Raw genomic sequence first — 26,891 nt, forward strand, 5'->3', positions numbered from 1 at the left:
ATACAACCCCCGGAAGTAGGAGCGGATGGACACAGTCCTGCTCGTCGCCATCGGCGGCGGCATCTTGTTGATCTTGCTAATCATCCTGTTCATCGTTTCGCGCATCAAGGTGGCCGGCTCCAACGAGGCGTTCATCATCACGGGACGCAAGGGCAAGTCGGTGCAGGGCCTCGACGGCTCGCGCTCCACCGACCTGTCCGGCCAGAAGGTCGTCATGGGCGCCTCGGTGTTCGTGGTCCCGATCGTGCAGAAGCTGCAGGTGCTCGACCTGTCCAGCCGCCGCATCCACGTCGAGATCACCGGTGCGGTCAGCAAGCAGGGCATCCGCGCCAACCTCCAGGGCGTGGCGATCGTCAAGGTCGGCGGCACCGAGGACGCGATCCGCGCCGCCGCCCAGCGCTTCCTCAACCAGCAGCAGGGCATCGACCTGTTCACCAGCGAGGTCCTGGCCGGTGCGCTGCGCTCGATCGTCGGCCGGCTGACCATCGAGGAGATCATCCGCGACCGCACCGCGTTCGCCAGCGCCGTGGCCGAGGAGGCCGAGCACTCGCTGACCAACCAGGGCCTGGTGCTGGACACGTTCCAGCTGCAGGACATCTTCGCCGAGGGCTCCTACCTCGCCGACCTGGGCCGTCCCGAGGCCGCCCGGGTGCTGCGCGACGCCGCCATCGCCGAGGCCCAGGCCCGCCAGGCGGCCGAGTCCGAGCGGCTGCGCTCGGAGGAGGCCATCGCCGAGGCCAACCGGAACCTGGCCCTCAAGCAGGCCGGCATCCAGGCCGAGATCGACGCGGCCAAGGCCAAGTCGGCCGCGGCCGGCCCGCTCGCCCAGGCCGAGCGCGAGCAGGTCATCCTGGCCGAGCAGCAGAAGGTGGCCGAGCGCAACGCCGAGCTCAAGCAGCGCCAGCTCGACACCGAGGTGCGCAAGCCCGCCGACGCCGAGCGGTACCGCGTCGAGCAGGAGGCCGAGGCGGCCAAGAACGCGGCGATCTTCAAGGCCGACGCGCAGCGGCAGGCGACCATCGCGGCCGCGCAGGCCTCCGCCGAGCAGGCCCGCCTCACCGGTGAGGGCGAGCGGTCCCGCCGCGCCGCGCTGGCCGAGGCGAACGCGATCGAGGGTGCCAAGGAAGGTGAGGCCGAGCAGCGGCGCCGTGTCGCCATCGCCGAGGCGCTGGAGCGCGAGGGTGCGGCCGAGGCGTCCGCCATCCTGGCCCGCGGCCAGGCCGAGGCCGAGGCCATGCGGGCCAAGGCCGACGCGTTCGCCACCTACGGCGAGGCGGCCATCCTCGACCTGCTGGTCCGGGTGATGCCGGACGTGGTCAAGGCGGCCAGCGACCCGATGGGCAACATCGACCGGCTGACGGTGATCTCGACCGACGGCGCCTCGTCGCTGTCCAAGTCGGTCGCCAGCAACGTCGCCCAGGGCCTGCAGCTGGGCACCGACCTGACCGGCATCGACGTGCAGAAGCTGCTGAGCCGGCTCGGTGCGATGGCCGGCGGCGACGACGTCGTCGAGCCGGTCAACGGCCGGCCCGCGGTCGAGGCGCCCAAGCAGGACCGGTAACCGCATCGGTAACCGTTCGGAGCGGGGCCCTCACCATTTGGTGAGGGCCCTTCTCTGTTCGTGCGGGGTCACGACCGCCCGGTTCGCCGTAGGCTTGCGCCGTGTCCGCCAGCACCATCAGCTCCCGCCCGCAGACGCACTTCGTCCGTGCCGTCCTCCGCCAGCGGGGTTTCCGGCGGCTGACCTCGGTGCGGATGATCGCCCAGTTCGGCGACGGGCTGTTCCAGGGCGCCCTGGCGGGCAGCGTGCTGTTCAACCCGGAGCAGCGGGCGGGCGGGATGGCGATCGCCGCCGGCTTCGCGATCCTGCTGCTGCCCTACTCGCTGGTCGGCCCCTACGTCGGCGTGTTCCTGGACCGGTGGCGGCGCCGCTCGATCGTCAGCGTGGCGAACATCGTGCGGGCGCTGCTGGTGCTGCCGATCTCGCTGTACATCTGGGGCGGTGAAAAGTCGCCGATCCCCTTTCTGCTGGCCCTCGTGGTCATCGGCCTGAACCGCTTCTTCCTGGCCGGGCTGTCCGCGGCCACCCCGCACGTGGTCGCCGACTCGACGCTGGTCACCGCGAACTCGTTCGCCGGCACGCTGGGCTCGCTGAGCTACTCACTGGGGATCGGGGCGGGCGCGGCGCTCATCAAGACCGTCCTGGCCACGTCGTTTCACGGATACGCGCTGGTCGCCGCCATGGCCGCGGTCTTCTATCTGCTCTCGGCGCTGGTCGGGCGGACCTCGTTCGGCCCGGACGAGCTCGGGCCGGATGCCGCCAGCCGCACCAGGGGATCGATCCTGGCCGCGCTCGGCGAGACCAGCCGCGGCACGGTCGCCGGCGTCCGTCACCTGGCGGCCAAGCGCGGTGCGGCCTATCTGGTGCTGGCGCAGGCGACCTTCCGGCTGCTGTACGGCGTGGTCCTGCTGGCCAGCCTGCTGCTCTTCCGCACGGTGTTCAACCACGGCGACGACGTCACCGGCTCGTTCGGCACCATCGCCAACGCGTTCCTGGCCGGCGGGGTCGGCATGCTGCTGGCCTCGTTCGTCACGCCCCCGATCACCCGCCGGATCGGCGGCTGGCGCTGGGTGGCGATCGTGCTGGCCGGCACCGGCCTGGCCATCCTGGGCTTCGGGCTGCCGTTCGACCCGGTGCTGCTGCTCGGCGCCGTGTTCGTGACGAACCTGGCGGCGCAGGGCATCAAGATCGTGACCGATACCTCGCTGCAGCACGAGTGCGCGGACGAGTACCGTGGCCGCGTTTTCAGCATCAATGACACCGCGTTCAATCTGACGCTGGTGGCCGGCATGTACATCGGCGCCCTCACGCTGCCCGAGACCGGGCGCTCGGCGCTGGTCCTGTGCGTCATCGCGGCCTGCTACGTGCTGGCCGCCGCCGGCTACGCGGCGCTGGGCGGACGCTGGGCCCGCCGGGTCGGCGACGACATCGCCGCTCCCGACGGGCTCCTGAAGCGTCAGGCCCGCTAGGTCAGCCGGTCTTCTTGGCCGACAGGTTCACCTGCGACGTGGTCATCGTCAGGTTGTCGCCGCTGCAGGTGTACTTCGCCGGGTTGTCGTCCGTCTGGAACGGCTCGGTCTCGTCGAAGTTGATCGAGGGCGCCTTGGTGTTGATGGTGCCCGTCGCCTGCACGTTCGTGTAGGCGATGCTCCCGCTGTTGGTCGAGACGTTCGAGGTGACCGTCGCGTTGACCGTGATGGTGATCGCGACGTTCGAACCCGAGATGGTCGGGTTGCCGGTGAAGGTGCTGTCCTTGTACGTCTCGGTCAGCTTGCCGTCAGCGGTGAACTTCAGGACGGAACCGTTCTTGGTCAGGCTGATCGGCACCTCACCGACCTGGTCCATCGGGACCTTCTCGGTGTACGTCTGCGTGGTCCACGTACCGACGAGGCACTTGTCGATCTTGGCGTCCTCGACGGCTGCTCCGGTCGTCGCCGGGCCACCCGTGGGGTTGTTCGCCTGCGGGTCCTTCTTGTCGTCGTCGCCGCTCTTGAGCGCCGCGACCACGACGATCGCCACGACCAGGATGACCAGCACGCCGGACAGGGCCAGGATCGGCATCAGGTACTTGTTCCGGCCACCACCCGTGGGCGCGGAGCCGCCGCCGTACGTCGCGCCGTACGCGGTGGGCGGAGCGGAGACCGGGTCGGAATATTGGGGCGGCGCCGAGTACTGCGGTCCTGAGCTCGTGGGGTATCCGGCATAGGGCTGCTGTCCGCCGTACGGTGCGCCGCTGTACGGCGAGCCGCTCGTCGGCTGCTGGGGCGCCTGCGGGACGCCCCGATAGGTGCGGCACTGCGTGCAGTAGCCGTTCGCATCAATGCCCATGCCGCCGCAGGTTGGACACGGCTGCATGTCTGCCTCCAGGTTCAGGGTTCCGGGGGGGGTTCGCTGTTCAGGGGTTTGCTCGTTCAGGGGTTGCGTGTTAGCGACGGTAGCCCACCCGGTCTAGGCGCAGAAGCGGCCGAATCGCCACATGCACGACGCAGACGGGGTCGGTGTTCCGACAAGGAGACGATCTCGGGCAACAGCCTCCCGGACTGTTGCGTTTGGTAGTCGTAAGATTACGGAATGTCAACGCCACCGGAGCCCGGCGAACCGCGACCGCCTGAGCTCGCCGAGCCGCTGCCGCCGACCGCGCCAGTCCCTGGTGTGCCCGGCGCGGTCCGTCCCGAATCACTGCGTAAATCACAGCCGGAGGACCCTCAGTTCCCGGCTCCTCCTGCTGCTGCTTCTCCGCCTTCGACGCCTTTGGAAAAGCCGTCGCGCCTGGTACCGCTGGCCGGCGGGGCCGTGCTGGCGCTCGCCGTGGTGGCCGTCGTGGCGTACCTGGCCGTCGGGCCCGGGCGGGACTCGACCGAGACGATGGGCGGGGCCGTCACCGGCTCCCCGGCGGCGTCCGGTCGTGGGCCCGCACCCCAGGTCGGCGCGCCGCTGACCACCGGCGGCGGCGCGAGCACCCTGCCCAACGGGGCGGCCGGCCCGACCGGTGCCCGGACCCAGGCCCCGGCCGGGGTGCCCTGCAGCTATGCCTCGGCGGGGCGCGGCGAGGGCGACACGCGCCTGATCGCCACGCCGGCGCCCAAGTCGACGCTGACCGGGCGGCTGGCCGCGACGATGCAGACCAACCTGGGCCCGATCGGGATCCAGTTGTACGCCGACCGCGCGCCCTGCACGGTCAACTCCTTCGTGCACCTCTCGCGCGACGACTTCTACAGCGACACCCCGTGCCACCGGCTCACCACCGACGGGCTGTACGTCCTGCAGTGCGGCGATCCGAGCGGCACCGGGACGGGCACGCCGGGCTACCAGTTCGGCGAGGAGAACCTGCCGACGACCGTGCCGCCGTACCCGCGGGGGACGCTCGCGATGGCCAACGCGGGCCCGGGAACGAACGGGTCGCAGTTCTTCGTGGTGTACAAGGACAGCGACATCCCGCCGGACTACACCGTCTTCGGCACCGTGACCAGCGGGATGGACCTGCTCGACCGGATCGCCGCGGCCGGCACGACGACGGGCGGACCGGACGGCCCGCCCAAGCTCGCCGTGCAGATCACCGAGATCCGGGTGGCGTGATCCCCTCGGCTTCCGCCCACTTGAACAGCTCGGCGATCGCCTCGTCGTGATCGAGCGGGCCGCGTTCCAGGCGCAGCTCCTTCAGGAAGCGCCAGGCGCGGCCCACCAGCGGGCCGGGCGGCAGGTTCAGCAGCTCCATGATCGCGTTGCCGTCGAGGTCGGGCCGGACCCGGGCCAGGTCCTCCTCGGCGGCGATGCGCTCGATCCGCTCCTCCAGCGCGTCGTAGTCGGCCGCGAGCTGGGCCGCCTTGCGCCGGTTGCGGGTCGTCACGTCCGAACGGGTCAGCGCGTGCAGGCGGTTGAGCAGCGGGCCGGCGTCGGTGACGTAGCGGCGTACGGCCGAGTCGGTCCACTCCCCGCGCCCGTACCCGTAGAAGCGCAGGTGCAGCGCCACCAGTTCGGCCACGTCGGCGATGACGTCCTTCGGAAACTTCAGCGCCTTCATCCGCTGCTTGGTCAGCCGCGCGCCGACCATCTCGTGGTGGTGGAAGCTGACCCCGCCGTCCGGGCCGACCGCCTTGGTCGCCGGCTTGCCGATGTCGTGCATGAGCGCGGCCATGCGCAGGGTGAAGTCCGGCCCGTCCGGCTCGTGGCCGATCGCATTGCGCACGACGATCAGCGTGTGCTCGTAGACGTCCTTGTGCTGGGCGTGCTCGTCGATCTCCAGCTTGAGCCCGGACAGCTCCGGCAGGAACTGCTCGGCCAGGCCGGTGTCGACCAGCAGCCGCAGGCCGGCGATCGGGTCCTGGCCGCACATCAGCTTGACGAACTCGTCGCGCACCCGCTCGGCCGTGATCCGCGCCAGGTCGGGCGCCATTTCGGTCATCGCCGCCAGTACCTCGGGTGCGACCCCGAAGCCCAGCTTGCTCACGAACCGCGCGGCCCGCAGCATGCGCAGCGGGTCGTCGGCGAAGGACTCCTGCGGCGTGCCGGGGGTGCGCAGGATGCCGGCGGCGAGGTCGGTCAGGCCGCCGTACGGGTCGGTGAACTGGTGCCCCGGCACCGAGACGGCCATCGCGTTGATGGCGAAGTCCCGCCGGCGCAGGTCGTCGGTCAGGTTGTCGCCGAAGCGGACGATCGGGTTGCGGCTCACGCGGTCGTACGCGTCCGCGCGGAACGTCGTCACCTCGATGCGCAGGCCGCGCCGGGCCAGGCCGATCGTGCCGAACTCCTGGCCGGTGGTCCAGATCGACTCCGCCCAGCCGTCGATGATGCGCAGCGTGTCCTCGGGCCGCGCGTCGGTGGTGAAGTCCAGGTCGTCCCCGAGCCGCCCGAGCAGCGCGTCGCGGACCGAACCGCCCACCAGGTGCAGCTCGTGGCCGGCCCGCTCGAAGCGGCGGCCGAGCTCGTCGGCGACGGGGGAGACGCGCAGCAGCTCGTGCACGGCGCGGCGCTGGGCCTCGCTCAGCAGGTCGGGCACGGAAGGGCGCTGGGCCTCGTTCGGGGCGCGTGTGGTCTCGGGCATCGGTCGATCAGCCTATCGCGAAGGGGAAACCAGGCACCGAGGGTAGCCGCCGCGTGTGCATCGGGTCGCCTGATAATCGTCGGCCCCTCGGAAGTGTCGGGGGGTGCCACTATGGTCGGTGCTGCGAGAGGGAAGTTCGGCTTGAGTGGGGATGTGGCGAATGGATCCGGGGACGGACGGGTGGCCGGAACCGACGGCGGAACCGCCACGGCGCCGGGGTGGGGCGCACCGCGCTCCTGAGGATCCGTGGGCCGATCCGTCGCCGGCTGCTCCACCGGCTCCCGTTTCGGGTGATGCCGCGCTCGCGGGTCCCACGCAGGTCCTTCGGCCGCCGTCGGGTGATCCTGCTCTTTCCGGCCCCACACAGGTCCTTCGGCCGCCGTCGGGTGATGCTGCTCTTTCCGGACCGACGCAGGTGCTTCGGCCGCCGTCCGACCCGGTGCCCGCCGGACCGCCGCCCGTCGACCCTGGGCAGACCGTCCGGTTGCATGTCGGCCAGCGGCCGCCGGGCATGGTCGATCCGGCCAACGCGCCGACCGTCGCGCTGCCGTTCATCACGCCGCGGCCGCAGGTGGTGGCCGACGCGCCGGTCGTCGAGGAGTCGGCCCCGCCCAGCGCGGCCGACGACGACAGCACCGGCACCGTCGTGCGCAACAGCAGCACGATGGCCATCCTGAGCCTGGTCAGCCGGGCCACGGGCTTCGTGCGGGCGGCGGCCATCGCGGCGGCCATCGGCGGGGCCGTGGTCGGCGACGACTACACGCTGGCCAACAACCTGCCCAACCAGGTGTACGAGCTGCTCCTCGGCGGCGTCCTGGCCAGCGTCCTCATCCCGACCCTGGTGCGGGCCCGCAAGGACGAGCCCGACCGCGGCGAGGCGCACGCCCAGCGCCTGCTGACCCTGGCCGCCGTCGCGCTCGGCATCGCCACCCTGATCGTGGTCGTCGCCGCGCCGCTCATCACCGCCATCTACACCCTCGGCAACGACAAGGTGACGACGAGCGACCGTGATCTGATCACGCTGCTGGCGTACCTGTTGCTGCCCGAGATCTTCTTCTACGGCCTGGCCGGCATCTCCGCGGCGATCCTCAACGTGCGCGGCCACTTCGCCGCCCCGATGTGGACCCCGATCCTCAACAACATCGTCGTCATCGCCACCGCCGGCCTGTTCATGCTGGTCCGCGGCGGGGGCGTGCCGACCCCCGAGACGATCACCCTGCCCCAGGTGCTGATCCTCGGCATCGGCACCACCCTGGGCATCGTCGTGCAGGCGGCCGGCCTCTGGCCCGCGATGCGCAAGACCGGGTTCAAGTGGAAGTGGCGGTTCGACTTCCGCAAGCTCCACCTGCGCGAGCTGGCCAAGCTGGGCGCGTGGATGCTGCTGTACGTCGGCGTCAACCAGGTCGGCATCACGGTCGTCATGGCCCTGGCCAAGCAGACCCAGCTGCACGGCGGCGAGGGCCCGGCCGTGTTCAACAATGCCTTCCTGATCTTCATGATGGCCCACGGCATCGTCGCCGTCTCCGTCATCACCGCGATCATGCCCCGCATCTCGGCCGCCGCCGCCGACGGCCGCTTCACCGACGTCACCGAGCAGCTGGCCCAGGCGAGCCGGCTGGCCGCCGTCGTGCTGATCCCGGCGTCGGCCGTCTACCTGGTCCTCGGCCGCCCGCTCGCGGTGACACTGTTCAACTGGGGCCACTACGACTACGACCAGTCCCTGGCCACCGGCTCGGTCGTCGCCGCGGCCGGCCTGGGCCTGGTGCCGTTCGCGCTGAGCCAGATGCAGACCAGCGTCTTCTACGCCATGCGCGACACCAAGACCCCCGCCCTGGTCAACATCGGCGGCGTGGCCGTGCGCCTCATCCTGGACGTGAGCTTCTACTTCATCCTGCCGGTCGCGGTGGTCACGACCTCGCTGATGGTGGGCACGGCACTGTCCTACCTGGTCGCCCTCATCGTCGGCTACGTCCTGCTCCGCCAGCGCCTGGGCCGGTTGGGCCTGCGCCGCCTGCTGGACACCCTGATCCGCCTGACCGCGGCGGCGGCGGCCGGCGGCCTGCTGGCGCTGGGGCTGTCGTGGCTGATCGCGCAGATCCTCGACCCGGGCAAGCTGCTGGGCGTCGTCCAGCTGATCCTGGGCACCGGGGTGCTGCTGGGCGTGTACGCGGCCGGCGGCATCTTCCTCAAGGTCCCCGAGGTCAGCCAGTTCGCCGGCATGATCCGCCGCCGCCTCGGCCGCTGAGAGCTCCCGCCCGCCCCCGGAGGCCACCGGCGCGGACAAGGGGTCCGGCCGGGGCGGGCGCAATGCGGCAAGAATCGTCGTGACGGTTTGTCGAGATTGACGCTCGCGTGTGCCTGGTGGCGATTCGACACATTCGGCGGGCAAGTGATCAGAGAGCGGCGTCTCACTTGGGAGCTCGGTTGAACCCGATCGGGGCCGCGCCGCGTGACACCGGTGGGGGCACCATTGCGCGCGCCGGGCCGTGGGCGTTTTGTCCAATTTGCCAAATGACGACCGCTTCCGGCGGGTGCATGCGGCGAGAAGCCGGGCGGCATGTGGCGACGATTCGGTGAAAAGTACGTGAAGGCGATATGACGGCCGTGTCGGGACATGGGTGATCAATTGGCCTCACGCGGGGTGGTCCGGAGATGATGACGTGTCGGAGACCGAAGAGCCGACAGGTAAGGTCAACCCCGGCGCCCTGCCGAAGCGCTTAGGCTTAGTGACTGCGACTCGCGTTACGACAGACGCCACAGGTCGGCACACGGATCGGAAGGGAGGACGGGTGGCTGAGCTCGACGAAGGGCTGGAGGCTGGGGGCGTTCCCCAGGTCCTGACCTTCGGCACCCCATCCGTCGGTGAAATCCTTGCCGAGCGATACCAGCTCGAAGAGCACATCGGCAACGACTCGCTAGGTCGCCAGCTGTACCGCGGGATCGACGTCATCCTGCGGCGCCCGGTGGCGGTGATCACGCGCTATCCCGGCGGGGACAGTGCCAAGGAGATGCTGGCCGCGGCCGTGGCCGCGAGCCGGATCGTGCATCCTCACCTGGTCGGCGTCTACGACGCGATCGACGAGGGCGAGCGCGCCTACGTGGTGCGCGAGTGGGTCGACGGGATCGCCCTGCGCGACATCGTGGCCCAGGGCCCGCTCGACGCCGGGCGCTCGGTCGCGATCGCCTGGGCCGTCACCGACGCCGTCGCGGCGCTGCACGGGACCGGGATGGCGCACGGCAACGTGCACCCCGGGACGGTGCTCGTGGCGCACGACGGCCGGGTCGTCCTCACCGACGCGCGGGCCGACGACAGCGCCACGCCCGAGACGGACATCCGCTCCATCGGTGCCATCTTGTACTGCGCGCTGACCGGCTACTGGCCGCACGCCGAGGCCGGCACCTACTCCGTGCCCGACGGGGTCCGCGACAACGCCGGCGCGCTGCAGACGCCGCGTCAGGTGCGGGCCGGTGTGCCCGCCGCGCTGGACTCGCTCGTGGCGGACCTGCTCAACCCCGACATGCCGCTGCCGTCGGCCGAGTCGCTCGCGGGTGAGCTCGCCTCGTTCGGCAGCCTCGACGACGAGGACCTGGCCGACGAGGGCGGCCGCGTCGACTTCGCCGCGTTCGACTCCGCCGCCCAGTCGACCACCCCGCCGAAGCCCGCCGGGCGCAAGCTCGCCGTCGGCGTCGTGGGTCTGCTCGTGCTCGCCCTGGCCGGCACGCTGGCCGCGGCGCGGGTGCTGGGCGACCCGGCCACGACGGAGACGCCGTCGCCGGGCAACGCGCCGCCCGGTGCGAGCGCCTCGCAGCAGGCCAAGCCGGCCGGGCAGCCGGTCGAGATCAAGATCGACGGCTCGAAGGTCCGCATCATCGACCCGCAGGGCACGCGCTCCGAGGTCAAGGACGCCGACAAGACCGTCGACGGCGATCCCAATACCGTGTGGAAGACCGAGCGGTACAACAAAGCCGATTTTGGCGGCAAGAAGTCCGGCATGGGCGTCTGGCTCGACCTCGGCGAGGAGAAGCAGGTCGTCAACGTCGAGGTCGTGTTGCAGACCCCCGGCGCCGACGGCGAGCTGCGCACCGGCGCCCAGGATCTCGGCAGCGGCTCCTCGCAGGACCAGGCCACGGTGCAGGCGTACACCGCCGTGCCCAACACGGCCCGCCAGAACATGGGCAGCCGGACGATCTTCAACGGACCCGAGCAGAAGACCCGCTACCTCCTGGTGTGGATCACCAAGCTGCCCAAGGAGAGCAACAACAGCGGATACCGCGTGTCTATCGGAGAGATAACCGTCCGGGTGCAGTGACCCCACGAACCGTTCGCGGTCGATAAGGTGCGACCCGTGGACGCAGGGGAGCCGGGCGCGCGAGACACGCGCGACGACGCGTGGCTTCTGCGCGCCCATGCCGCGGGCGACCCCAACGCCTTCAGCGAGCTCGTACGCCGGCATCGCGACCGGCTCTGGGCGGTCGCGCTGCGCACCCTGGGCGACCGCGAGGAGGCCGCCGACGCCCTGCAGGACGCGCTGCTCTCGGCGTTCCGCGCGGCCGGCAACTTCCGTGGCGACTCGGCCGTCACCACCTGGCTGCACCGGATCGTGGTGAACGCCTGCCTCGACCGGGTGCGCCGGCGCAACGCCCGCCCCACCGTCCCGCTGCCCGAGACCGACGTCACACCGGCCCCGGCGAGCGACCGCGACACCGCCATGGACGTGCGCCAGGCGCTGCAGCAACTGCCGGTCGAGCAGCGGGCCGCGCTGGTACTCGTGGACGTCCAGGGGTATGCGGTAGCCGAGGCGGCCGTCATCCTCGGCGTCGCGGAGGGCACCATCAAAAGCAGGTGTGCGCGCGGCCGGGCCCGGTTGGCGCTGCTCCTCGGCCACCTGCGGAACCCCGTCGACGGCGGCCGCGTCCCATCAACTGAGGCGGCCCGGGCAGACGCTGCCGCGAACACCCGGGCCGCCGGGCAGACTTCCGCATCCGGAAAGGAGGGTGGCGCGTGACGGCCTTCTCCGACGCCGATCTCGACCGACTCGCCGATTTCGTCGGCGGGGCGCTGGACGGCACCCCGGAGGCGGACGACGTGCGCCACCTGGTGACGACCGAGGAGAGCTGGGCCGAGGCCTATGCGACGCTCGTGACCGCCGACGCCGCCATGCGGGACGAGTTGCATGCGCTAGGAGCAGAGGCTCATCCGGTACCGGATGAGGTCGTGCATCGCTTGAACGCCGTCCTGGCCGCCGCCGTCACCGCACCTCCCGCCGGCGCCCCGGTCGTCGACCTGGACCGGGCCCGTGAGGCTCGCAAGCGACGCCGCCTGCGCTGGACCGCCGGGCTGGCCGCGGCCGCCGCCGTGCTCGTCTGTGGCGGCGTGGGCGTGCAGGTGCTGCGCATGGGCGGCAGCGACAGCTACGACCAGCCGGCGTCGGCCCCGGGCATCGCGGGCGGCCCGGGCGGCCGGCCCGAACGCAACACGGCCACCGCCGCGGGCGACGCGGCCGGCGGCGCGTCCGCGGACACCACCGCGATCACGTCCAGCGGCCGCGACTACGACCCGGCGACGATCGGCGACCTCTCCGCCAACGCGCCCAAGGCGCAGCGGCCCAACAACAACCTCAACGGCGAGGGCGGCGCCTCCGCGAACTCGAACGTCGGCCCGCCGGCCCCGTCGAGCGTGCCGGGTCCCCTGGCACGGCTCGCCCAGCCGGCCGCGCGGGCTGCGTGCCTGGCCGCCATCACGACCGAATACGGTGGTCAGGTGGCACTGGTCGACTACGCCGCGTTCCAGGGACAGGCGGCGCTGGTCGTCGTGGTCGACGGCGCGCGGACCGCGGTGGGCAAGCGCCTCGTGGTCGTCGTCGGGCCGGATTGCGGCATCGGTGGGGCCATCGCCGACGAGCGGTACCGCACCACCACCCCGTAGCGGTGATGTGGCACACGAGTCACCGTCCACCGGGAATGGCCGGTTCGTAGGATGACGTTTTGCTGGCACAGGCTGAATTCGAGGAGTCGACCGTGGACGAGGTCCGCAACCTGATCATCGTGGGGTCCGGTCCCGCCGGTTACACGGCTGCCGTCTATGCCGCCCGCGCCAACCTCAAGCCGCTGGTGATCGAAGGTGTCACGTCCGGCGGCGCACTCGTCACGACCACCGAGGTCGAGAACTTCCCCGGCTTCCCGGACGGGATCAACGGCCCCGAGCTCATGGACAACATGCGCAAGCAGGCCGAGCGGTTCGGGGCCGAGTTCATCACCGACGACGCGACCCGCGTGGCCCTCGAGGGCCCGGTGAAGAGCGTCTGGGTGGGCGAGACGGAATACCAGGGCAAGGCCGTGATCCTGGCCACCGGCTCCGCCTGGCGGCCCCTGGGCGTGCCCGGCGAGCAGGAGCTGCTCGGCCGCGGCGTGTCGTCCTGTGCCACCTGTGACGGCTTCTTCTTCCGCAACGAGAACATCGTCGTCGTGGGCGGCGGTGACTCGGCGATGGAGGAGGCGACCTTCCTCACCCGCTTCGCCACCAAGGTCACGATCATCCACCGCCGCGACTCGTTCCGCGCCAGCAAGATCATGGCCGAGCGGGCGCTGGCCAACGAGAAGATCGACGTCCTGTGGAACAGCGTGGTGACCGAGGTCCTGGACGGCGGCGGCCGCGTCAGCGCGGTGCGCGTCCAGAACACCGCCGACGGCACCGCGCAGGACCTGCCGGTGGCCGGCGTGTTCGTCGCGATCGGCCACGACCCGCGCAGCGAGCTCTTCCGCGGTCAGGTCGAGCTGGATGACGAGGGCTACGTGAAGGTGGACGCCCCGAGCACCCGCACCAACATCGAGGGCGTGTTCGCCGCCGGCGACGTCGTCGACCACACCTACCGTCAGGCCATCACCGCTTCGGGGACGGGCTGCGCCGCGGCGCTCGACGCCGAGCGGTACATCGCGGGCCTCTAGAAGTACAAGAAAAGCATAGGAGAAGGAGAGCGCATGGGAGCCATCCAGGCCGTCAGCGACAAGACTTTTGATGTCGAGGTCCTCAAATCCGACATTCCGGTCCTGGTGGACTTCTGGGCCGAGTGGTGCCAGCCGTGCCGCAAGATCGAGACCATGCTGAACGAGATCGCCGCCGGTGAGCTCGCCGACAAGGTCAAGATCGTGAAGGTCGACATCGACAGCAACCCCGAGACCGCGCGGGCCTACCAGGTCCTGTCGGTGCCGACGCTGACCGTCTTCAAGGACGGCGAGCAGTTCCGGTCGGTCGTCGGCGCTAACCCGAAGAGCGCGCTGGTCCGCCTGATCGAATCGGCGCTCGACCCGGCCTGATCGTTCTCTTTGGTGGCCCCGGTCTCCGTCGTTCGCGGGGACCGGGGCCACTTTTGTCCGCGCACGCTTCTCGCGTCGCGTCGCGGCCGTTCCGCGTCGCGTTGCGGTCGTTCCGCGTCGCGTTGCGGTCGTTCCCGGACGTGGTGCGGCCGTTCCCGGACGCGTCGCGGCCGTTCTCGGACGTGGTGCGGCCGTTCCCGGACGCGTCGCGGCCGTTCCGGGACGCGCTCATGGGGTGGTGGGAGTACGCTGCCTCGCGGATGCGGTACCGGATGGGTAAATCGCCCCATAACGGCGCGCTCAGGTGGGCACGTACGATTCCGACGCGGGGTACTGGCAACTCAGGAGGGCCATATGCGGGCGATCCGGCGCGGGGCGCGGGGAGCGGCGGTTGCCGAGATCCGCGGCATTCTGGTCGTGCTGGAGTTGCTGGACGACCTCCTGCCATCGGATCCGACCCGGCACGACCCCGAGTACGACGCGGACGTCGAGCGGGCCGTGCGCGCCTTCCAGCAGAGCCGCGGCCTGACGGTCGACGGCGAGGTCGGCGACGAGACCTGGCGGGCCCTGGACGCGGCCCGCTGGCGGCTCGGCCAGCGCGCGCTCTTCCACACCGTCGGTGACCCCTACGTCGGCGACGACGTCCGGCAGCTGCAGGAGCGGCTGCTCGAGATGGGCTACAACCCGGGTCGCGCCGACGGGATCTACGGCAGCCGTACCGCGCACGCCGTGGCCCAGTTCCAGCGCGAGGTCGGCCTGCGCCCCGACGGCGAGTGCGGCCCGGCCACCCTCGGTGCCCTGCGCCGCCTCGGCCGCAAGGTGATCGGCGGCCGCCCGCAGCTCCTGCGCGAGGCCGAAGCCTTCCGCGAGTCCGGCCCGACCCTGCTCGGCAAGCGCATCGTGATCGACCCGGGCCACGGCGGCCCCGACTCCGGCCACGTGGTGCCCGATGGGCCGCTGCGGTGGGTGGAGGCGGACCTCGTGTATGACCTTGCGGCCCGTCTGGAGGGCCGTCTGGCGGCTGCGGGGATGCGGGTGAACTTGACCAGGGGTCCGCAGCCGGCGGGGGCTCTGAGTGACCGTGACCGGGTTCAGCTGGCCAACGAGCTCGGCGCGGACCTGCTCATCTCGATCCACCTCGACGGGCACTCGACGCCGCTCGCCGATGGCGTGGCCACCTATCACTACGGCTCGGTGTCCGGGCCTACCTCGGTGGTGGGGGAGCGGCTGGCGGGGCTCGTCCAGCGGGAGATCGTCGTGCGTACCGGGCTGCGGGACTGCCATGTGCACGCGAAGACCTGGGAGCTGTTGCGGCTCACCAAGATGCCGGCTGTGCGGGTTGACGTGGGGTACCTGACTTCGCCCGGGGATCGGCGGCAGCTCATCGATCCGGCGTTCCGCGACCGGGTGGTGGAGGCCATCATGGCGGCTGTGCAGCGGATGTATCTCCCCGTTGAGGCGGACGTTCCGACGGGGTCGATTGACGTCAGCTTGCTGCGTGCCTTGACCGGCACCGCGCCTTCGGCCTGAGCGCTTTCTTCGGCTCTCTGCTTTCTGGCGCTTGGTCTCTCGCACTCGGCTTCGGGCTCTTGACTCTGGCTCTTGGCTTCTCGGCTCAGGCTTCTCGGCTCAGGCTTCTCGGCTCAGGCTTCTGAGCTTTGGCTTCTGAGCTTTGGCTTCTGAGCTCTGGCTTGCTGGCTTTGGCTTTGGCTTTGGCAGCGGTTGGGCCGTCGCGCTTTCAGCCGGAGGTCATTTCCCGCGTAGCCGGACGAACCGGAAGAACCGGACGAAGCAGCGATTCCGGACTCATCGATCCGAGCAGCTTCTCCAGGGCGTACTCGACGTCCGACTTCCACGACAGGGCGGTCCGGAGCTCGAGCCGGAGCCGCGGATATCTCGGATGCGGCCGTACGGTCTTGAAGCCGATCGACAGGAAGAAGTCCGCCGGCGCCAGGCACCCGCGCTCGTTGCGCCCGGCCTCGTCGACCTCGCCGAACTTCGCGTCGCCGAACGCCTCGATCGCCTTCACACCCCGCTTGGTGAGATCGCGGGCGACGCCCTGGACGAGCATGCGCCCGAGCCCGCCGTCGGCGAACGGCTGGACGACGTGGGCCGTCATCAGCAGTACCGCATCAGGAGAAACCGGCGAAGTCGGAAACGCCATGCTGCGAGGCACATAAGCCGGCGGCGCGAACATCACGAACCCGGCCGGCATGCCGTCGACGTACACCAGCTTGCCGCAGGAGCCCCACTCCAGCAGTGTCTGCGAGACCCAGGCTTCCTTCTCCAGCCCCGGATCGCCGTTGGCACAGGCCCGGTCGGCGGCGACGGGATCGAGCTCCCAGAACACGCAATCACGGCACGAACGAGGAAGATCCTCGAGGGTGTCCAGCGTCAAACTGACGAGACGTCGCGACATTGGCCCATCTCCACCGCACCGGGATTAGCTCGTCATGATGGTACGCATTTGTCACACTCTGCGGGACCCATCCGAACACAGTTCCTCATCCTGCTCCCTACAGGACGACCGCACCTCATCCCTGCGTCCGCTATCCGGGTGACAGAAAAGACGAACCCGGTCGGCACCCTGCCCGATCAACGCTCCGTGCCGATAGCCTCCACCCACGGTGCGACATGGCTACAGTTCCTCTCGCGCCGCCCACGCGCATAGCTTGCGGGCGGCGGCACTTGGATGGTTTCCCGTGAAACGCCGCCGGTACGCGATGCAAGCTCTCGTCCAAGCCGAAGCCGACATTGGTCCGGCGTTCGAAACGGCACTCCAGCGGCGACGGCAACGGGTCAATGGCAACTACGCGACGGCGACCGCCCGACGCCGACGGCTCGACCCGATGACGCCCCGACGCCAGCGCGACCGCACGAACGCCCGACCGCCCGACCGCACGAACGCCCGACCGCACGAACGCCCCACGGCACGACAGCACGAACGCTCGACGGCACGACGGTGACGCGGCACAACGGTGACGCGGCGGCACGGCGGTGCGGTGCATGCGGTGCGTGCGGTGCGGTGCATGCGGTGCGTGCGGTGCGGTGCATGCGGTGCGTGCGGTGCGGTGCGGGCCGGTGCGGTGCGATTCTGGCTGCGACGACGACCGGAAGGGCGAGTCAGGCGGTGGCTGGCTTCTGACCACCGGCGGGTTCATCCGGCGCATCGCCATTGCCCTCGGCCGGCTCGGGAACTACAACGTCGTCATTCTCCTCAGCGGCCGCTGCCGGCTCGAGCGCATCCTCCGGCTGGGCCTGCGCCTCCCGCTCGGCGAGGCTGGTGGGCGAGGTCCAGTTGATCCGAGGCGGTTCGGCCAACGGACGCCCACCGAACTCGGCGAGCCAGGCGGCAACGAGCGCCAAATTCTCCCGCCAGCTCTCCTCGGAGATCGGCGGCAGAATGTCGTCCCACAGCGCAAGGAAGGTCCCCTGAAGCTGAAGCCGCCCATACGGCCGGGCGAGGAACCAAACGTGCAGATGCGCCGCCCCGTCCCCCCAGCGATTCACGTGAACCCGAGCCACCCCGTCGAGCGACCGGATCGCCCGCTCCAGCCGTACGGTCATCACCCCGAGCTCAGCCGCCAACATGTTCGGCAGATCCCCAAGGTCCAGATGCGACCGGGACTCCAGGATCAAAACGGCCGGCAGCCCGGTCGGCCGATCAAGGGCCCGAACCCGCCAGCGATCACTGACCCAGATGTACGCCTCGTCGGGCGCAGCACACGCCCGGCACTCGGCAGGGTTGTCCCCATGCCGGGGCGGCTCAATCGGAACCGGCTCCAGAAGGCGCTTGACACGGATGTCGCCCTCGAACGGAAACGTAGGCCAGTAGGTAAAGGCGGGAAGCTGCGGCGACTCAGGCACGAAGCCGACCCTAGCCGACGCCGCCCCCGCTGTCCGCACCCTGTGGACGTACACCGAGTTATCCACAGGCAGGCAGTCGTCCACTCACCTGACTTGACCGGGTCCATCCACAGGCCAGGCGTCCTGCGAGCACTTGGTTTCACGTGAAACGCGTGAGCCTGTGGATAACCCCTGTGGACAAGATTCGCCCAGAACCGTTCTCTCAAGATTCCATCCGCCGGATTTTCGGGCCCGCGACGTTCCAAACGGCCCTTTTGACCCTCGCCGACCACCAATTGACCGCACGGCCACCAAAGCACGCCATCATCGCCGCGCGCCACCTCAAGACCGCGAACGGGCACGGTGCCATCGAGCGAACGCCGCCGCGACGACCCCAGACGGCGAGTGACATCGACCAGAGCCGCCACCCGGCGGGATCGGTGACAGCCATCGGACGCCGGCGTCCGTCGAGTGGAGCGCGGGTGCACGAGAGTCGAGTGGAGCGCGGGTGCAGGAGAGTCGAGTGGAGCGCGGTGCCGGAGATGGGCCGCCCACCGCCCCGTCTGGAACGAGCCGGGCCGCGCGCCGGACCGCGCCGGAGCCGAGGCCGAGGCCGAGGCCGAGTGACGTTTCACGGGAAACATAAAACGCAAGAGGCCGACCCCGCAGTGGGATCGGCCTCTTCGACGAACTGAAGCGGGCTACTGCTCGCGCTGAGAAGCCGACTGCTCGTCCGGTACCCCAATGATGCCCACGATCCGCTCCAAGTCGTCGACCGTGGCGAACTCGATGGTGATGCGCCCCTTGCGCCGCCCGATGTCGACCTTCACGCGCGTGTCGAAGCGGTCCGAGAGCCGGTCGGCCAGGTCGGACAAGGCCGGCGCGTGCGGCTTCGCCCGGCGCTGGGCGGGGGCGGACTTCTTCGGGGCCTCCGAAGCCGCAAGCTGTACCAGCTCCTCGGTCGCCCGCACCGACAGCCCCTCCGCGACGATCCGAGTCGCCAACGACTCCTGCTCGTTCGAGTCGTCGAGCCCGAGCAGCGCCCGCGCGTGGCCCGCCGACAGAACGCCCGCGGCGACGCGGCGCTGCACCGGGGCCGGGAGGTTCAGGAGGCGGATGGTGTTCGAGATTTGCGGGCGCGATCGACCGATCCGCCGCGCCAGCTCCTCGTGGGTCGCGCCGAACTCCTCGAGCAGCTGCTGGTACGCGGCCGCCTCCTCCAGCGGGTTCAGGTTCGCCCGGTGGATGTTCTCCAGCAGCGCGTCCCGCAGCATCGCGTCGTCGCGCGTCTCGCGGACGATCGCCGGGATGGCCTCCTTGTCCAGCGCCTGGGCGGCCCGCCAGCGGCGCTCGCCCATCACCAGCTCGTACTGCTTCTCGCCCGACTCGGACGGCTCACGCAGTTCGCGCACGACGATGGGCTGGAGGAAGCCGACCTCCGAGATCGAGGTCTTCAGCTCCTCGATGGCCTCCTCGTCGAAGACCTGCCGCGGCTGCTTCGGGTTGGGGATGATCGCGCCCACCGGGATTTCGGCGAAGCGCGCGCCCGGCACCGGAGCCAAAGCGTCATCCGCAAGAGGAGCCGCCGCCGGTACCGCCGCCGCGGCCTCGCTCGCCGCACCGTTCGCCGCACCGTTTGCCGCGACGGGGGGAGTGGCCAGCGCGGTCGCCGTGCCGGTCGTACCCTCGGCCGGCGCGGCGGCGGTTGGGATGAGGGCGCCGAGCCCCCGCCCGAGACCTCCACGTCGGTTGGACTTCATGCGACCCCTCCCACCTGGGCGCCCTGCGCGCCGCGGAGCGCGATCTCCTGCGCTGCCTCGAAATAGCTCACCGCACCCCGGGAACCCGGGTCGTACGTCATGACCGACTGGCTGTAGCTCGGCGCCTCCGACACCCGCACGTTGCGGGGGATCACCGCGTTCAGGCACTTCTCGCCGAAGTGGTTCCGCACGTCCTGCTCGACGAGGTCGGCCAGGCGCGTGCGCCGGTCGTACATCGTCAGGAGCACGGTCGAGATGTCGAGGTGCGGGTTCAGGTGCGACCGCACGAGCTCGATGTTGTTGGTGAGGGCCTGCACACCCTCCAGCGCGTAGTACTCGCACTGGATCGGGATCAGCACCTCCTCGGCGGCGACGAGCGCGTTGACCGTGAGGAGCCCGAGCGACGGCGGGCAGTCGATGAAGATGTAGTCGTAGTCGCTCCCACCGGCCTCGATCGCGCGCTTGAGGCGCGACTCGCGCGCGACGACCGAGACGAGCTCGATCTCCGCGCCGGCGAGGTCGATGGTCGCCGGGACCGCCCACAGGTTCGGGATTCCCTCGACCTGCTGGGTCACCGCGTCGAGCGGGGCGCCGTCGATCAGGCAGTCGTACACGTCGGGCACACCGGAGTGGTGCGGGACGTTGAGTCCGGTCGAGGCGTTGCCCTGGGGGTCGAGATCGATCACGAGCACCCGGTTGCCGTGCAGCGCCAGGGCGACGGCGATGTTCACCGCGGTGGTCGTCTTCCCGACGCCGCCCTTCTGGTTCGCGACGCACATCGTGCGACGCCGTGGTGGGCGGGGCATGGTGATCTCCCCACTCGGGTTGAGAATCTCCACGGCGCGCTTTGCCTCCTGTGCGAGCGGGGGGTCTTCGGTTTCACGTGAAACATACGCGTCAGTCATGGCGCCCTCGGAATCCGCGGTGACGACGGTCGGGTGAGGCCGGGGGGATGGTGGGTTCCGTCGTTCGGGCCGCACCTCGGCCGGAGAAGCGTCAACTGTCGGCGTCACTCCCCGGCCGTACAGAGTACCGGTTGCACTGCGGTCGCTTGGCCCGGTGCCGTGAAACTCCACCCTGCCTCCGCGTGTCGGCTCCGGGGAATTGGGCGTCGGGGCAGCGGGGGAGGGCGGCGGCGAGGACGGGGCCTCGAACCGCACGGGTTCTACGGGTCGCGCCGGGTCCCCGATTCGCGGCTCGCCGTTCTCTGATCGTGGCTGCGGGACGGGCCGGCCACTGGGCCGTACACCCCAACCCTCTATCCCCGTTTCACGTGAAACATGACCGTCTGCATCGACGTACCCCGGACCATCACCGCTATCGCGCACCATGTCAGTCCCGTCCCGCTCGGAAAGGTGTGCACCCTCGGCCGCCTCGTCCGCCGGCTTCGGCTCCGCGGCCCGGGCGACGTTCTGCTGCTCGTCGCGCGCGTCGATGGAGGGGTCGCCGTTCGCGGAATTCCGCGGGCCGGAGTTGGTCGCCTCGGGAGTCGTCTCGGCGGTACCGGCTCCGGGCGACAACGGCCCCGCAGGGCGCTCGTCGTCCGGTTCCGTTCCCACCAGGCCGGCTGCGTCGGGTACCGTTCCGGTTTCCTCGGGTTCCGTTCCGTCGGACAGAAGAGTGGCGCGGGGCCAGCCTACGGCGCTTCGCCGGGTGGAGCCATGACTCACCGGCGCGTCGTTGGTCTTCTCACCCCAACTCGGCCGCCAATACACCAGAAATCCGTCAACTCGCCGGAGCAGCCCGCCCAGGCGCTGTATCGGCGACATCGGCCATCCGATGCCGACCGCCCTGCCGTCCCCCATGAGTCCTCCGCGTTCCCCTCGCCCAGGGGTCGCGGTTCCGCCCCCGGGTCACCGGCCGCGGCGCCCCCCGGCCTTGCGTGGGCGCGCGACTTCCCGCTCGCGCACGACGTCGACGACGGTGGTGGGCTCGGCGAGAACGGCGTCCCCGCACGTGCGCACCGACGCGGTGCCCGCACCCAGCCGTGTGAGTACCTCCGCGTGCTCGGCGACCTCGGCCGCCGCGGAGGCGCCCTTCATCGCGAGCAGATGGCCACCGACGGCGGTGAGGGGGAGACACCAGCCGGCGAGCTTGTCGAGCGGAGCAACGGCCCGGGCGGTGACGACATCGGCGAGCGGGACCTTCCCGACGCACTCCTCGGCCCGGGCGCGAACCACGGTGGTCCGCTCGAGGCCGAGCGCCGTCACCGCCTCGGAAAGGAATGCGGTACGTCGTGCGAGCGGCTCGACCAGGGTGACGGCAAGGTCGGGACGAGCCACTGCCAGCACCATACCGGGCAGACCGGCCCCAGACCCGACGTCGACCACCGAGGCACCCGACGGAATGAGATCCGCGACCACGGCGCAGTTCAACAGATGCCGTTCCCAGATCCGCGGTGCCTCCCGCGGGCCGATGAGTCCCCGCACCACCCCATCGGTGACGAGCAACTCGGCGAACCGAATCGCCGTGGGGAGCCGATCGCCGAAGACCTTCTCGGCAGCGGGGAGGATTTCGCTGGGCACTGCACCGTCCATGCCTCTAAGCAAACCATGCGCGTTTCACGTGAAACGCATGGAGGGACCGCCGCCGACCGACGGTCCCCCGAGAGGGCGTTTCACGTGAAACGCACGGGGCGGCCGCCTCGCGGCGATCCCCCCAGGAGAGAGCTTCACGTGGAACGCCCAGCGGATCGCCGCCGCGCAGCGGTCCCTGAGGGAGACCCCACATAAACGCACGCGAAGATCCCCCGGGAACGAGTTTCACGTGAAACGGCGCTCCGCCGCCGAGATCGCGTTGCGGAACAGCATGGCCACAGTCGTCGGCCCCACGCCACCCACGCGCGGGGTGATCGCCCCCGCGACCGATTCACAGGACTCATCCACGTCGGGCAGGAGCCGGCGCCCCTCGTAGCGGACGCCCCCACCAACCACAACCGCCCCCGGCTTCACATGCTCGGGCTGGATGATCCCCGGCACTCCAGCGGCGGCGATGAGGATGTCGGCCCGCTGGGTGTACCGCGGCCAATCCGCCACCCCCGTGTGCACCACGGTCACCGCCGCATTCGCCGTGGGCCGCTTCTGGGCCAGCAGCATCGCCAGCGGCCGCCCGAGCGTCGCCCCGCGACCCAGGATGACGACCTCGCGACCGCTCACCGGAATCTCGTAGTGGGCCAGCAGCGCCTCGATCCCCGCCGGGGTGCACGGCAGCGGCCCCGGAATCCCAGCGGCCAGGCGGCCCAGGTTCAGCGGGTGCATGCCGTCGACGTCCTTGTCCGGGTCGACCCGCATGAGGGCGGCGTCGTAGTCGAGGTGCTTCGGCGTCGGGTACTGGATCAGCAGCGCATGCACGTCCGGGTCGGCGTTGAAGCCGTCGATCGCCGCGTGCAGGTCGTCCTGGGTCGCGTCGGCCGGGAGGTGCCGGTGGGGCGAGGCGAACCCGAGCTCGGCGGCCTGGCGCTGCTTGATACGGATGTAGCCGACACTGGCATCGTCATCGCCCACCAGAATGGTCGCCAGCGACGGCGTAATGCCCCGGGCGGTGAGCGCCGCGGCCCGCTCGGCCACGTCCGCGAGGATCGACTCGGCCACCGGCGCGCCCGGCAGGAGACGGGCCTGGGCAACCAGGGGAGTGTTGGACATACGGCTCCTCGTCGCGCGTGGAAGCCCAGGCGGTCGACTCCCACGACGAGGCTTCCCGATGGTTGCCCATCCTCCATGCCGCCAGTCGCTCGCCAACAAGTATGCCCGACCACAAGAACCGCCCCGCCGAAGCCCCGAGCCCCGGACCACAAGAACGGCCCGCCGAGACCCGAGCCCGAACACAAGAAGCCCCGAGCCCGAGCACAAGAACCGCCCGGCCGAGACCCCGAGCCCGAACACAAGAAGCCCCGAGCCCGAACACAAAAAAGAAGCCCCGAGCCCGAGCACGAGAACCGTCCGGCCGAGACCTCGAGCCCCGGACGAAAAGAAACCGCCCCGACCAAGAGGCCGGGGCGGTACACAACAAAGAACAACCAAGCGTCAGGCAGCCGGCCGAACCACGATCCGGCGCGAAGGCTCCACGCCCTCCGACTCGCTCTCCACGCCAGGCAGCGCGTTGATGACGTCATGCACGCACTTGCGCTCGAACGCGCTCATCGGCTCCAGTCGCACAGCCTCGCCGTACTCCTTCACCTTCTCCGCCGCGTTCTTGGCGATCGCGCCGAGCTCCTTGCGCCGCAGCGCCCGGTAGCCGCCCACGTCCAGCAGCAGCCGGCTCGGCGAACCGGTCTGCCGGAACACGGCCAGCCGGCTGAGCTCCTGCAGCGCCTCGAGCGTCGCCCCGCGCTGGCCGACGAGCGCCTGCAGCCGCTTGCCCGAGCCGTCCCCGCCCTCGACGACCTCCACCACCGGGCGGCCGCTCACGACCAGCTCGTCGATGTCGCCGTCGTAGTCGAGGATGTCGAGCAGGCCCTCCATGTAGTCGGCCGCGATCTCGCTCTCGCGGAACAGGTCCGCACTCGAGCGGCTCGAGCCACCGCCGGCCGCAGCGGTCTCCGACTCCGACGACTCCGACGACTCCTCGTCGCCCTCGTCATCGTCGGCCTCGTCGCCCTCCTCGTCAGCCTCGTCGCCCTCCTCGTCGGCCTCGTCGGCCTCGTCGCCCTCGTCGGCCTCGTCGTCGCCCTCGTCCTCGCCGTCGTCCTCGCGCTCGGCATCGGTGTCGGCGTCTTCCTGCACAGCAGTGGGCTGCTTCTCCAGATCCTCGGCGCCGAGATCACTGGTGGTGTCGGTCACGAAACTCATCTCCGCTTGTTTGGGGCGCCGAGGCGCCGTCACAGGTCGTCGGTGAGGGGTGGGTTCGGTTCAGGGAGCGCCACGCGCCGGGCCGCTGGAGGGGTGGGCCCGGCGGGGTCGCATCAACCCGACTGCCGCTTCGCGGCGCCACCCTTCTTCGGGTTGATCGGCTTGGCGCCGGGCTTCGGGGCGCGGGACGGGCCGGCGGCCGCCTGCGGAGCGGTGCCGTTGGCCTTCGCGCCGGTCGCCTTCGCGGGCGCACCCTTGCCGTTGGCCCGCTGGGCCGCGGCCTCGTCGCGCGCCTTGCTGAACAGCGCGGCGAACCCGCTGGGCTGCTTGGCGTCGGTGGCCTTGGCGGCGCCGCCCTTGAACGGCGTCGTGTTGGTCGACGCGCTCGCCGGCGGCGGGTACTTGTGCAGCACCCAGTACTGCTGGCCCAACGTGATGGCGTTGTTCGTGACCCAGTAGATGATGACACCGATCGGGAAGTACCAGCCGGAGGTCAGGGTGAAGAACGGGATGCCGTAGAGCATGAACTTCTGGATCATGCGCTGCTGCGGGTCGGTGTTCCAGCCCGTCTTCTTGATCATCTGACGCTGCGTCAGGTAGGTCGTCGTGATCATCAGGGCGACCAGGATGGCGGCCACGATCTTGACCGCGGTCGAGCTGGCGTCGATCTTCAGCAGGTCGGCCGCGCTGCTGCTGAACTTGGCGACGATCGGGGCGTCGAACAGGCGGGCGTCGACGGCGCTCTCGAACTCGCCGACCGTCCAGCCGTACAGCGTCTGCTGGTGCTCGGACTGGCCCGGGCGGAGGTGGCGCAGCACGTGCAGGAGGCCGATGAACACCGGGATCTGCAGGAACATCGGCAGGCAGCCCATGAGCGGGTTGACCTTCTCCTGCCGGTAGAGCTCCATGACCTCCTTCTGGAGGGTCTCCCGGTCGCCCTTGTGCTTCTCCTGCAGCTCCTTCATCTTCGGCTGGATCGCCTGCATCGCGCGCTGCGACTTGATCTGCTTGACGAAGATCGGGAAGAGCACGATGCGTACGGTGATCACCAGGAAGACGATCGCCAGCACCCACTGCCAGTTGGTGCTCAGCACCCGGTTGGCGGGCAGGATCGAATCCCACACGGTGTGCCAGAACAGCATCACCTTCGAGATCAGCCAGTAGATCCCGGCCATGAGCTTGCTAATCACGACACCGCTCCAGTCACGTCGACTCGGGCTCGGGCGAGTGTCCCCGGCGCGGAGGCACCGGGTCGTACCCACCGGGGTGGAATGGGTGGCAGCGCAGCAGCCGCCAGATCGCGAGACCGAGTCCCTTGACCACGCCGTGCGTGCCGACCGCCTCCAGGGCATAAGCGCTGCACGACGGGTAGAACCGACAACGCGCCGGCAACGCCGGGCTTATCCAACGACGGTACGCGACGATGGGAGCTGCCACGATCCGGGCTCCGGCGTTCATCGACGGACACCTCGGTTCTTCGGTCGGCGCGCGGCTTCCAGCGCCGAGTCGAGGTCGTGCTGCAGCTCGTCGTACGGCCGGGCGGCCGCCTCGGGCAGCGCCCGCACGACGATCACGGAGCCGGGCGGCAGGTCGGCCAGGCGCGAACGGACCAGGTGCCGCAGCCGCCGCTTCACGGTGTTGCGCACAACGGCGTTGCCCACCGCCTTGGAGACCACGAAGCCGGCGCGAGCAACAGCGGCAGAAGAATCAGACAAGTCAGAAGGATCCGAAACACCGGAAACCCCGGGCCGCGGGGGCCCGGGGTTCAAGAAGTGCACGACCACGGCTCCCCGGCCGGCGCGGCGGCCGTTGCGAATGGTGGCGGCGAAGTCATCCCGCCGCCGCAGTCGCTGAGCGGCCGCCAGCACGCTGCCTCCCGGAGGACGCGGTCGAAGTCGACGGCTCAGGCCGAGAGGCGGTCGCGCCCCTTGGCGCGGCGCGCGGAGAGGATCGCACGGCCGGCGCGGGTGCGCATGCGCAGCCGGAAGCCGTGGGTCTTCGCGCGCCGGCGGTTGTTCGGCTGGAAGGTGCGCTTGCTCACGTCGGGGCTCCGTCTTCGTGACTGGCGGGACGCGATGGAGCGCCCACGGGGATGTCGATCAGTGATTGGAGTTTACCAGGGAACGGTGCTCCAACCGAAACAGGGTACGCGCCGCCTCACGCACCGTCAACGATCACACACCGAGGCCGGGTGTGAACAACAAAAGCCCTGATGAGAGCCGAAATCCACAGGTTCGTTGTGGACAACGGTTGAGTGGTTGTGGACAACGCTGTTAACGTGCCCGGTTGCCGGTGGACACCGCGACCGCCGGCGACGGTGCACAACTGGACTTTCCTGCTCACAACGGGTGTTCTGCAAGGGGGTAAGACACCCGCCCGGCCTGCATGACCTCTGCGTACGCGCTGATCACCGCACGGTCAGCACGGGACGAGGGGGAATCAGGACGATCCGTCCACGGGACATGACTCGTTGGTACACAGGTTGTGGAAAACCTGTGGACAATGGTGGCCCGGGACGGCGGAAAGATTCCGGGCACCGTCCACTCGCGGTGGGGGCCGCGAAACACGATGGGGGTGCGCGA

22 protein-coding genes, 1 pseudogene and 1 riboswitch are annotated in these 26,891 nt (G+C 70.2%); of the genes and pseudogenes, 10 read left to right on the plus strand and 13 right to left on the minus strand.

Annotated elements, in window-relative coordinates:
* Positions 1–25: 25 nt before the first annotated feature.
* Both ACQP00_RS52490 and ACQP00_RS52495 read left to right on the plus strand, forming a co-directional pair.
* Entirely contained in the window at positions 26–1,561 is a 1,536-nt protein-coding gene (locus ACQP00_RS52490) for a flotillin family protein (protein WP_433212431.1), read from the plus strand.
* A gap of 101 nt (positions 1,562–1,662) precedes the next feature.
* Positions 1,663–3,030 (plus strand): MFS transporter, encoded by a 1,368-nt coding sequence (locus ACQP00_RS52495; protein ID WP_433212434.1) that lies wholly within the window; start codon positions 1,663–1,665, stop codon positions 3,028–3,030.
* 1 nt (position 3,031) lies between these two features.
* Here ACQP00_RS52495 and ACQP00_RS52500 read toward each other — a convergent pair whose 3' ends face one another.
* Complete coding sequence (locus ACQP00_RS52500) at positions 3,032–3,889, minus strand: hypothetical protein (protein ID WP_433212437.1); 858 nt, start codon at positions 3,887–3,889, stop codon at positions 3,032–3,034.
* Between the two features lie 423 nt (positions 3,890–4,312).
* On the opposite strand from ACQP00_RS52500, the gene ACQP00_RS52505 reads away from it, so the two are divergent.
* Positions 4,313–5,137 carry a peptidylprolyl isomerase gene (locus tag ACQP00_RS52505; protein WP_433212440.1) on the plus strand — a complete coding sequence of 275 codons (825 nt, stop codon included), beginning with the start codon at positions 4,313–4,315 and terminating at the stop codon, positions 5,135–5,137.
* Here the strand turns inward: ACQP00_RS52505 and ACQP00_RS52510 are convergent.
* Entirely contained in the window at positions 5,115–6,602 is a 1,488-nt protein-coding gene (locus ACQP00_RS52510; RefSeq protein WP_433212443.1) for a CCA tRNA nucleotidyltransferase, read from the minus strand. The genes ACQP00_RS52505 and ACQP00_RS52510 overlap by 23 nt on opposite strands.
* 439 nt (positions 6,603–7,041) lie before the next feature.
* On the opposite strand from ACQP00_RS52510, the gene murJ reads away from it, so the two are divergent.
* The 7 genes from murJ to ACQP00_RS52545 all read left to right on the plus strand — a co-directional run bounded on the left by murJ (position 7,042) and on the right by ACQP00_RS52545 (position 15,446).
* Positions 7,042–8,847 (plus strand): murein biosynthesis integral membrane protein MurJ, encoded by a 1,806-nt coding sequence (gene murJ, locus ACQP00_RS52515; protein WP_433212446.1) that lies wholly within the window; start codon positions 7,042–7,044, stop codon positions 8,845–8,847.
* Positions 8,848–9,391: 544 nt separating this feature from the next.
* Positions 9,392–10,912 (plus strand): protein kinase family protein, encoded by a 1,521-nt coding sequence (locus tag ACQP00_RS52520; protein ID WP_433212449.1) that lies wholly within the window; start codon positions 9,392–9,394, stop codon positions 10,910–10,912.
* A 27-nt stretch (positions 10,913–10,939) separates the two neighbouring features.
* A complete protein-coding gene (gene sigM / locus ACQP00_RS52525; protein WP_433212452.1) occupies positions 10,940–11,608 on the plus strand; it encodes an RNA polymerase sigma factor SigM in 669 nt (222 codons plus the stop codon).
* Positions 11,605–12,528, plus strand: coding sequence for a hypothetical protein (locus ACQP00_RS52530; protein ID WP_433212455.1), 924 nt, complete (start codon positions 11,605–11,607; stop codon positions 12,526–12,528). The genes sigM and ACQP00_RS52530 overlap by 4 nt, the downstream gene beginning before the upstream one ends.
* Before the next feature lie 92 nt (positions 12,529–12,620).
* Entirely contained in the window at positions 12,621–13,547 is a 927-nt protein-coding gene (trxB, locus tag ACQP00_RS52535) for a thioredoxin-disulfide reductase (protein ID WP_433054156.1), read from the plus strand.
* A 33-nt stretch (positions 13,548–13,580) separates the two neighbouring features.
* Entirely contained in the window at positions 13,581–13,916 is a 336-nt protein-coding gene (trxA, locus tag ACQP00_RS52540) for a thioredoxin (protein ID WP_433054159.1), read from the plus strand.
* A gap of 354 nt (positions 13,917–14,270) precedes the next feature.
* A complete protein-coding gene (locus ACQP00_RS52545) occupies positions 14,271–15,446 on the plus strand; it encodes an N-acetylmuramoyl-L-alanine amidase (protein ID WP_433212457.1) in 1,176 nt (391 codons plus the stop codon).
* A 208-nt stretch (positions 15,447–15,654) separates the two neighbouring features.
* Here ACQP00_RS52545 and ACQP00_RS52550 read toward each other — a convergent pair whose 3' ends face one another.
* The 11 genes and pseudogenes from ACQP00_RS52550 to rpmH all read right to left on the minus strand — a co-directional run bounded on the left by ACQP00_RS52550 (position 15,655) and on the right by rpmH (position 26,350).
* Entirely contained in the window at positions 15,655–16,335 is a 681-nt protein-coding gene (locus tag ACQP00_RS52550; RefSeq protein ID WP_433081870.1) for a GNAT family N-acetyltransferase, read from the minus strand.
* A 704-nt stretch (positions 16,336–17,039) separates the two neighbouring features.
* Positions 17,040–17,783, minus strand: coding sequence for a hypothetical protein (locus ACQP00_RS52555; protein WP_433212460.1), 744 nt, complete (start codon positions 17,781–17,783; stop codon positions 17,040–17,042).
* A 680-nt stretch (positions 17,784–18,463) separates the two neighbouring features.
* A complete protein-coding gene (locus ACQP00_RS52560) occupies positions 18,464–19,522 on the minus strand; it encodes a ParB/RepB/Spo0J family partition protein (protein ID WP_433212463.1) in 1,059 nt (352 codons plus the stop codon).
* Positions 19,519–20,850 (minus strand): AAA family ATPase, encoded by a 1,332-nt coding sequence (locus ACQP00_RS52565; protein ID WP_433224342.1) that lies wholly within the window; start codon positions 20,848–20,850, stop codon positions 19,519–19,521. The genes ACQP00_RS52560 and ACQP00_RS52565 overlap by 4 nt, the downstream gene beginning before the upstream one ends.
* Before the next feature lie 525 nt (positions 20,851–21,375).
* Positions 21,376–22,059: a 16S rRNA (guanine(527)-N(7))-methyltransferase RsmG gene (gene rsmG / locus ACQP00_RS52570; RefSeq protein ID WP_433212466.1), complete on the minus strand. Its 684-nt coding sequence runs from the start codon at positions 22,057–22,059 to the stop codon at positions 21,376–21,378.
* Between the two features lie 225 nt (positions 22,060–22,284).
* The gene (locus tag ACQP00_RS52575; RefSeq protein ID WP_433212469.1) at positions 22,285–23,163 is read right to left on the minus strand and encodes a bifunctional 5,10-methylenetetrahydrofolate dehydrogenase/5,10-methenyltetrahydrofolate cyclohydrolase; all 879 of its coding nucleotides are present in this window, start codon (positions 23,161–23,163) and stop codon (positions 22,285–22,287) included.
* A gap of 16 nt (positions 23,164–23,179) precedes the next feature.
* Positions 23,180–23,261, minus strand: a riboswitch (ZMP/ZTP riboswitch).
* A 283-nt stretch (positions 23,262–23,544) separates the two neighbouring features.
* Entirely contained in the window at positions 23,545–24,309 is a 765-nt protein-coding gene (locus ACQP00_RS52580; RefSeq protein ID WP_433212472.1) for a protein jag, read from the minus strand.
* A gap of 113 nt (positions 24,310–24,422) precedes the next feature.
* Entirely contained in the window at positions 24,423–25,484 is a 1,062-nt protein-coding gene (yidC, locus tag ACQP00_RS52585; protein WP_433224344.1) for a membrane protein insertase YidC, read from the minus strand.
* 11 nt (positions 25,485–25,495) lie between these two features.
* A pseudogene (gene yidD / locus ACQP00_RS52590) lies at positions 25,496–25,767 on the minus strand (membrane protein insertion efficiency factor YidD).
* Positions 25,764–26,177 carry a ribonuclease P protein component gene (rnpA, locus tag ACQP00_RS52595; RefSeq protein WP_433212475.1) on the minus strand — a complete coding sequence of 138 codons (414 nt, stop codon included), beginning with the start codon at positions 26,175–26,177 and terminating at the stop codon, positions 25,764–25,766. Before rnpA ends, yidD begins: the two are co-directional and overlap by 4 nt.
* 35 nt (positions 26,178–26,212) lie before the next feature.
* Positions 26,213–26,350: a 50S ribosomal protein L34 gene (gene rpmH / locus ACQP00_RS52600; protein WP_033360019.1), complete on the minus strand. Its 138-nt coding sequence runs from the start codon at positions 26,348–26,350 to the stop codon at positions 26,213–26,215.
* Positions 26,351–26,891: the final 541 nt, after the last annotated feature.

It is taken from the genome of Dactylosporangium sp. CS-047395 (assembly GCF_050942185.1).
Classification (GTDB): Bacteria; Actinomycetota; Actinomycetes; order Mycobacteriales; family Micromonosporaceae; genus Dactylosporangium.

Excerpts from the sequence above, each read along its gene's own strand:
- ACQP00_RS52490 (WP_433212431.1), top strand. The coding sequence starts at position 26 with ATGGACACAGTCCTGCTCGTCGCCATCGGCGGCGGCATCTTGTTGATC.
- ACQP00_RS52500 (WP_433212437.1), bottom strand. The coding sequence starts at position 3,889 with ATGGGCATTGATGCGAACGGCTACTGCACGCAGTGCCGCACCTATCGG.
- ACQP00_RS52510 (WP_433212443.1), bottom strand. The coding sequence starts at position 6,602 with ATGCCCGAGACCACACGCGCCCCGAACGAGGCCCAGCGCCCTTCCGTG.
- trxA (WP_433054159.1), top strand. The coding sequence starts at position 13,581 with ATGGGAGCCATCCAGGCCGTCAGCGACAAGACTTTTGATGTCGAGGTC.
- ACQP00_RS52545 (WP_433212457.1), top strand. The coding sequence starts at position 14,271 with ATGCGGGCGATCCGGCGCGGGGCGCGGGGAGCGGCGGTTGCCGAGATC.
- ACQP00_RS52550 (WP_433081870.1), bottom strand. The coding sequence starts at position 16,335 with ATGTCGCGACGTCTCGTCAGTTTGACGCTGGACACCCTCGAGGATCTT.
- ACQP00_RS52560 (WP_433212463.1), bottom strand. The coding sequence starts at position 19,522 with ATGAAGTCCAACCGACGTGGAGGTCTCGGGCGGGGGCTCGGCGCCCTC.
- rsmG (WP_433212466.1), bottom strand. The coding sequence starts at position 22,059 with ATGGACGGTGCAGTGCCCAGCGAAATCCTCCCCGCTGCCGAGAAGGTC.
- ACQP00_RS52575 (WP_433212469.1), bottom strand. The coding sequence starts at position 23,163 with ATGTCCAACACTCCCCTGGTTGCCCAGGCCCGTCTCCTGCCGGGCGCG.
- ACQP00_RS52580 (WP_433212472.1), bottom strand. The coding sequence starts at position 24,309 with ATGAGTTTCGTGACCGACACCACCAGTGATCTCGGCGCCGAGGATCTG.
- yidC (WP_433224344.1), bottom strand. The coding sequence starts at position 25,484 with ATGGCCGGGATCTACTGGCTGATCTCGAAGGTGATGCTGTTCTGGCAC.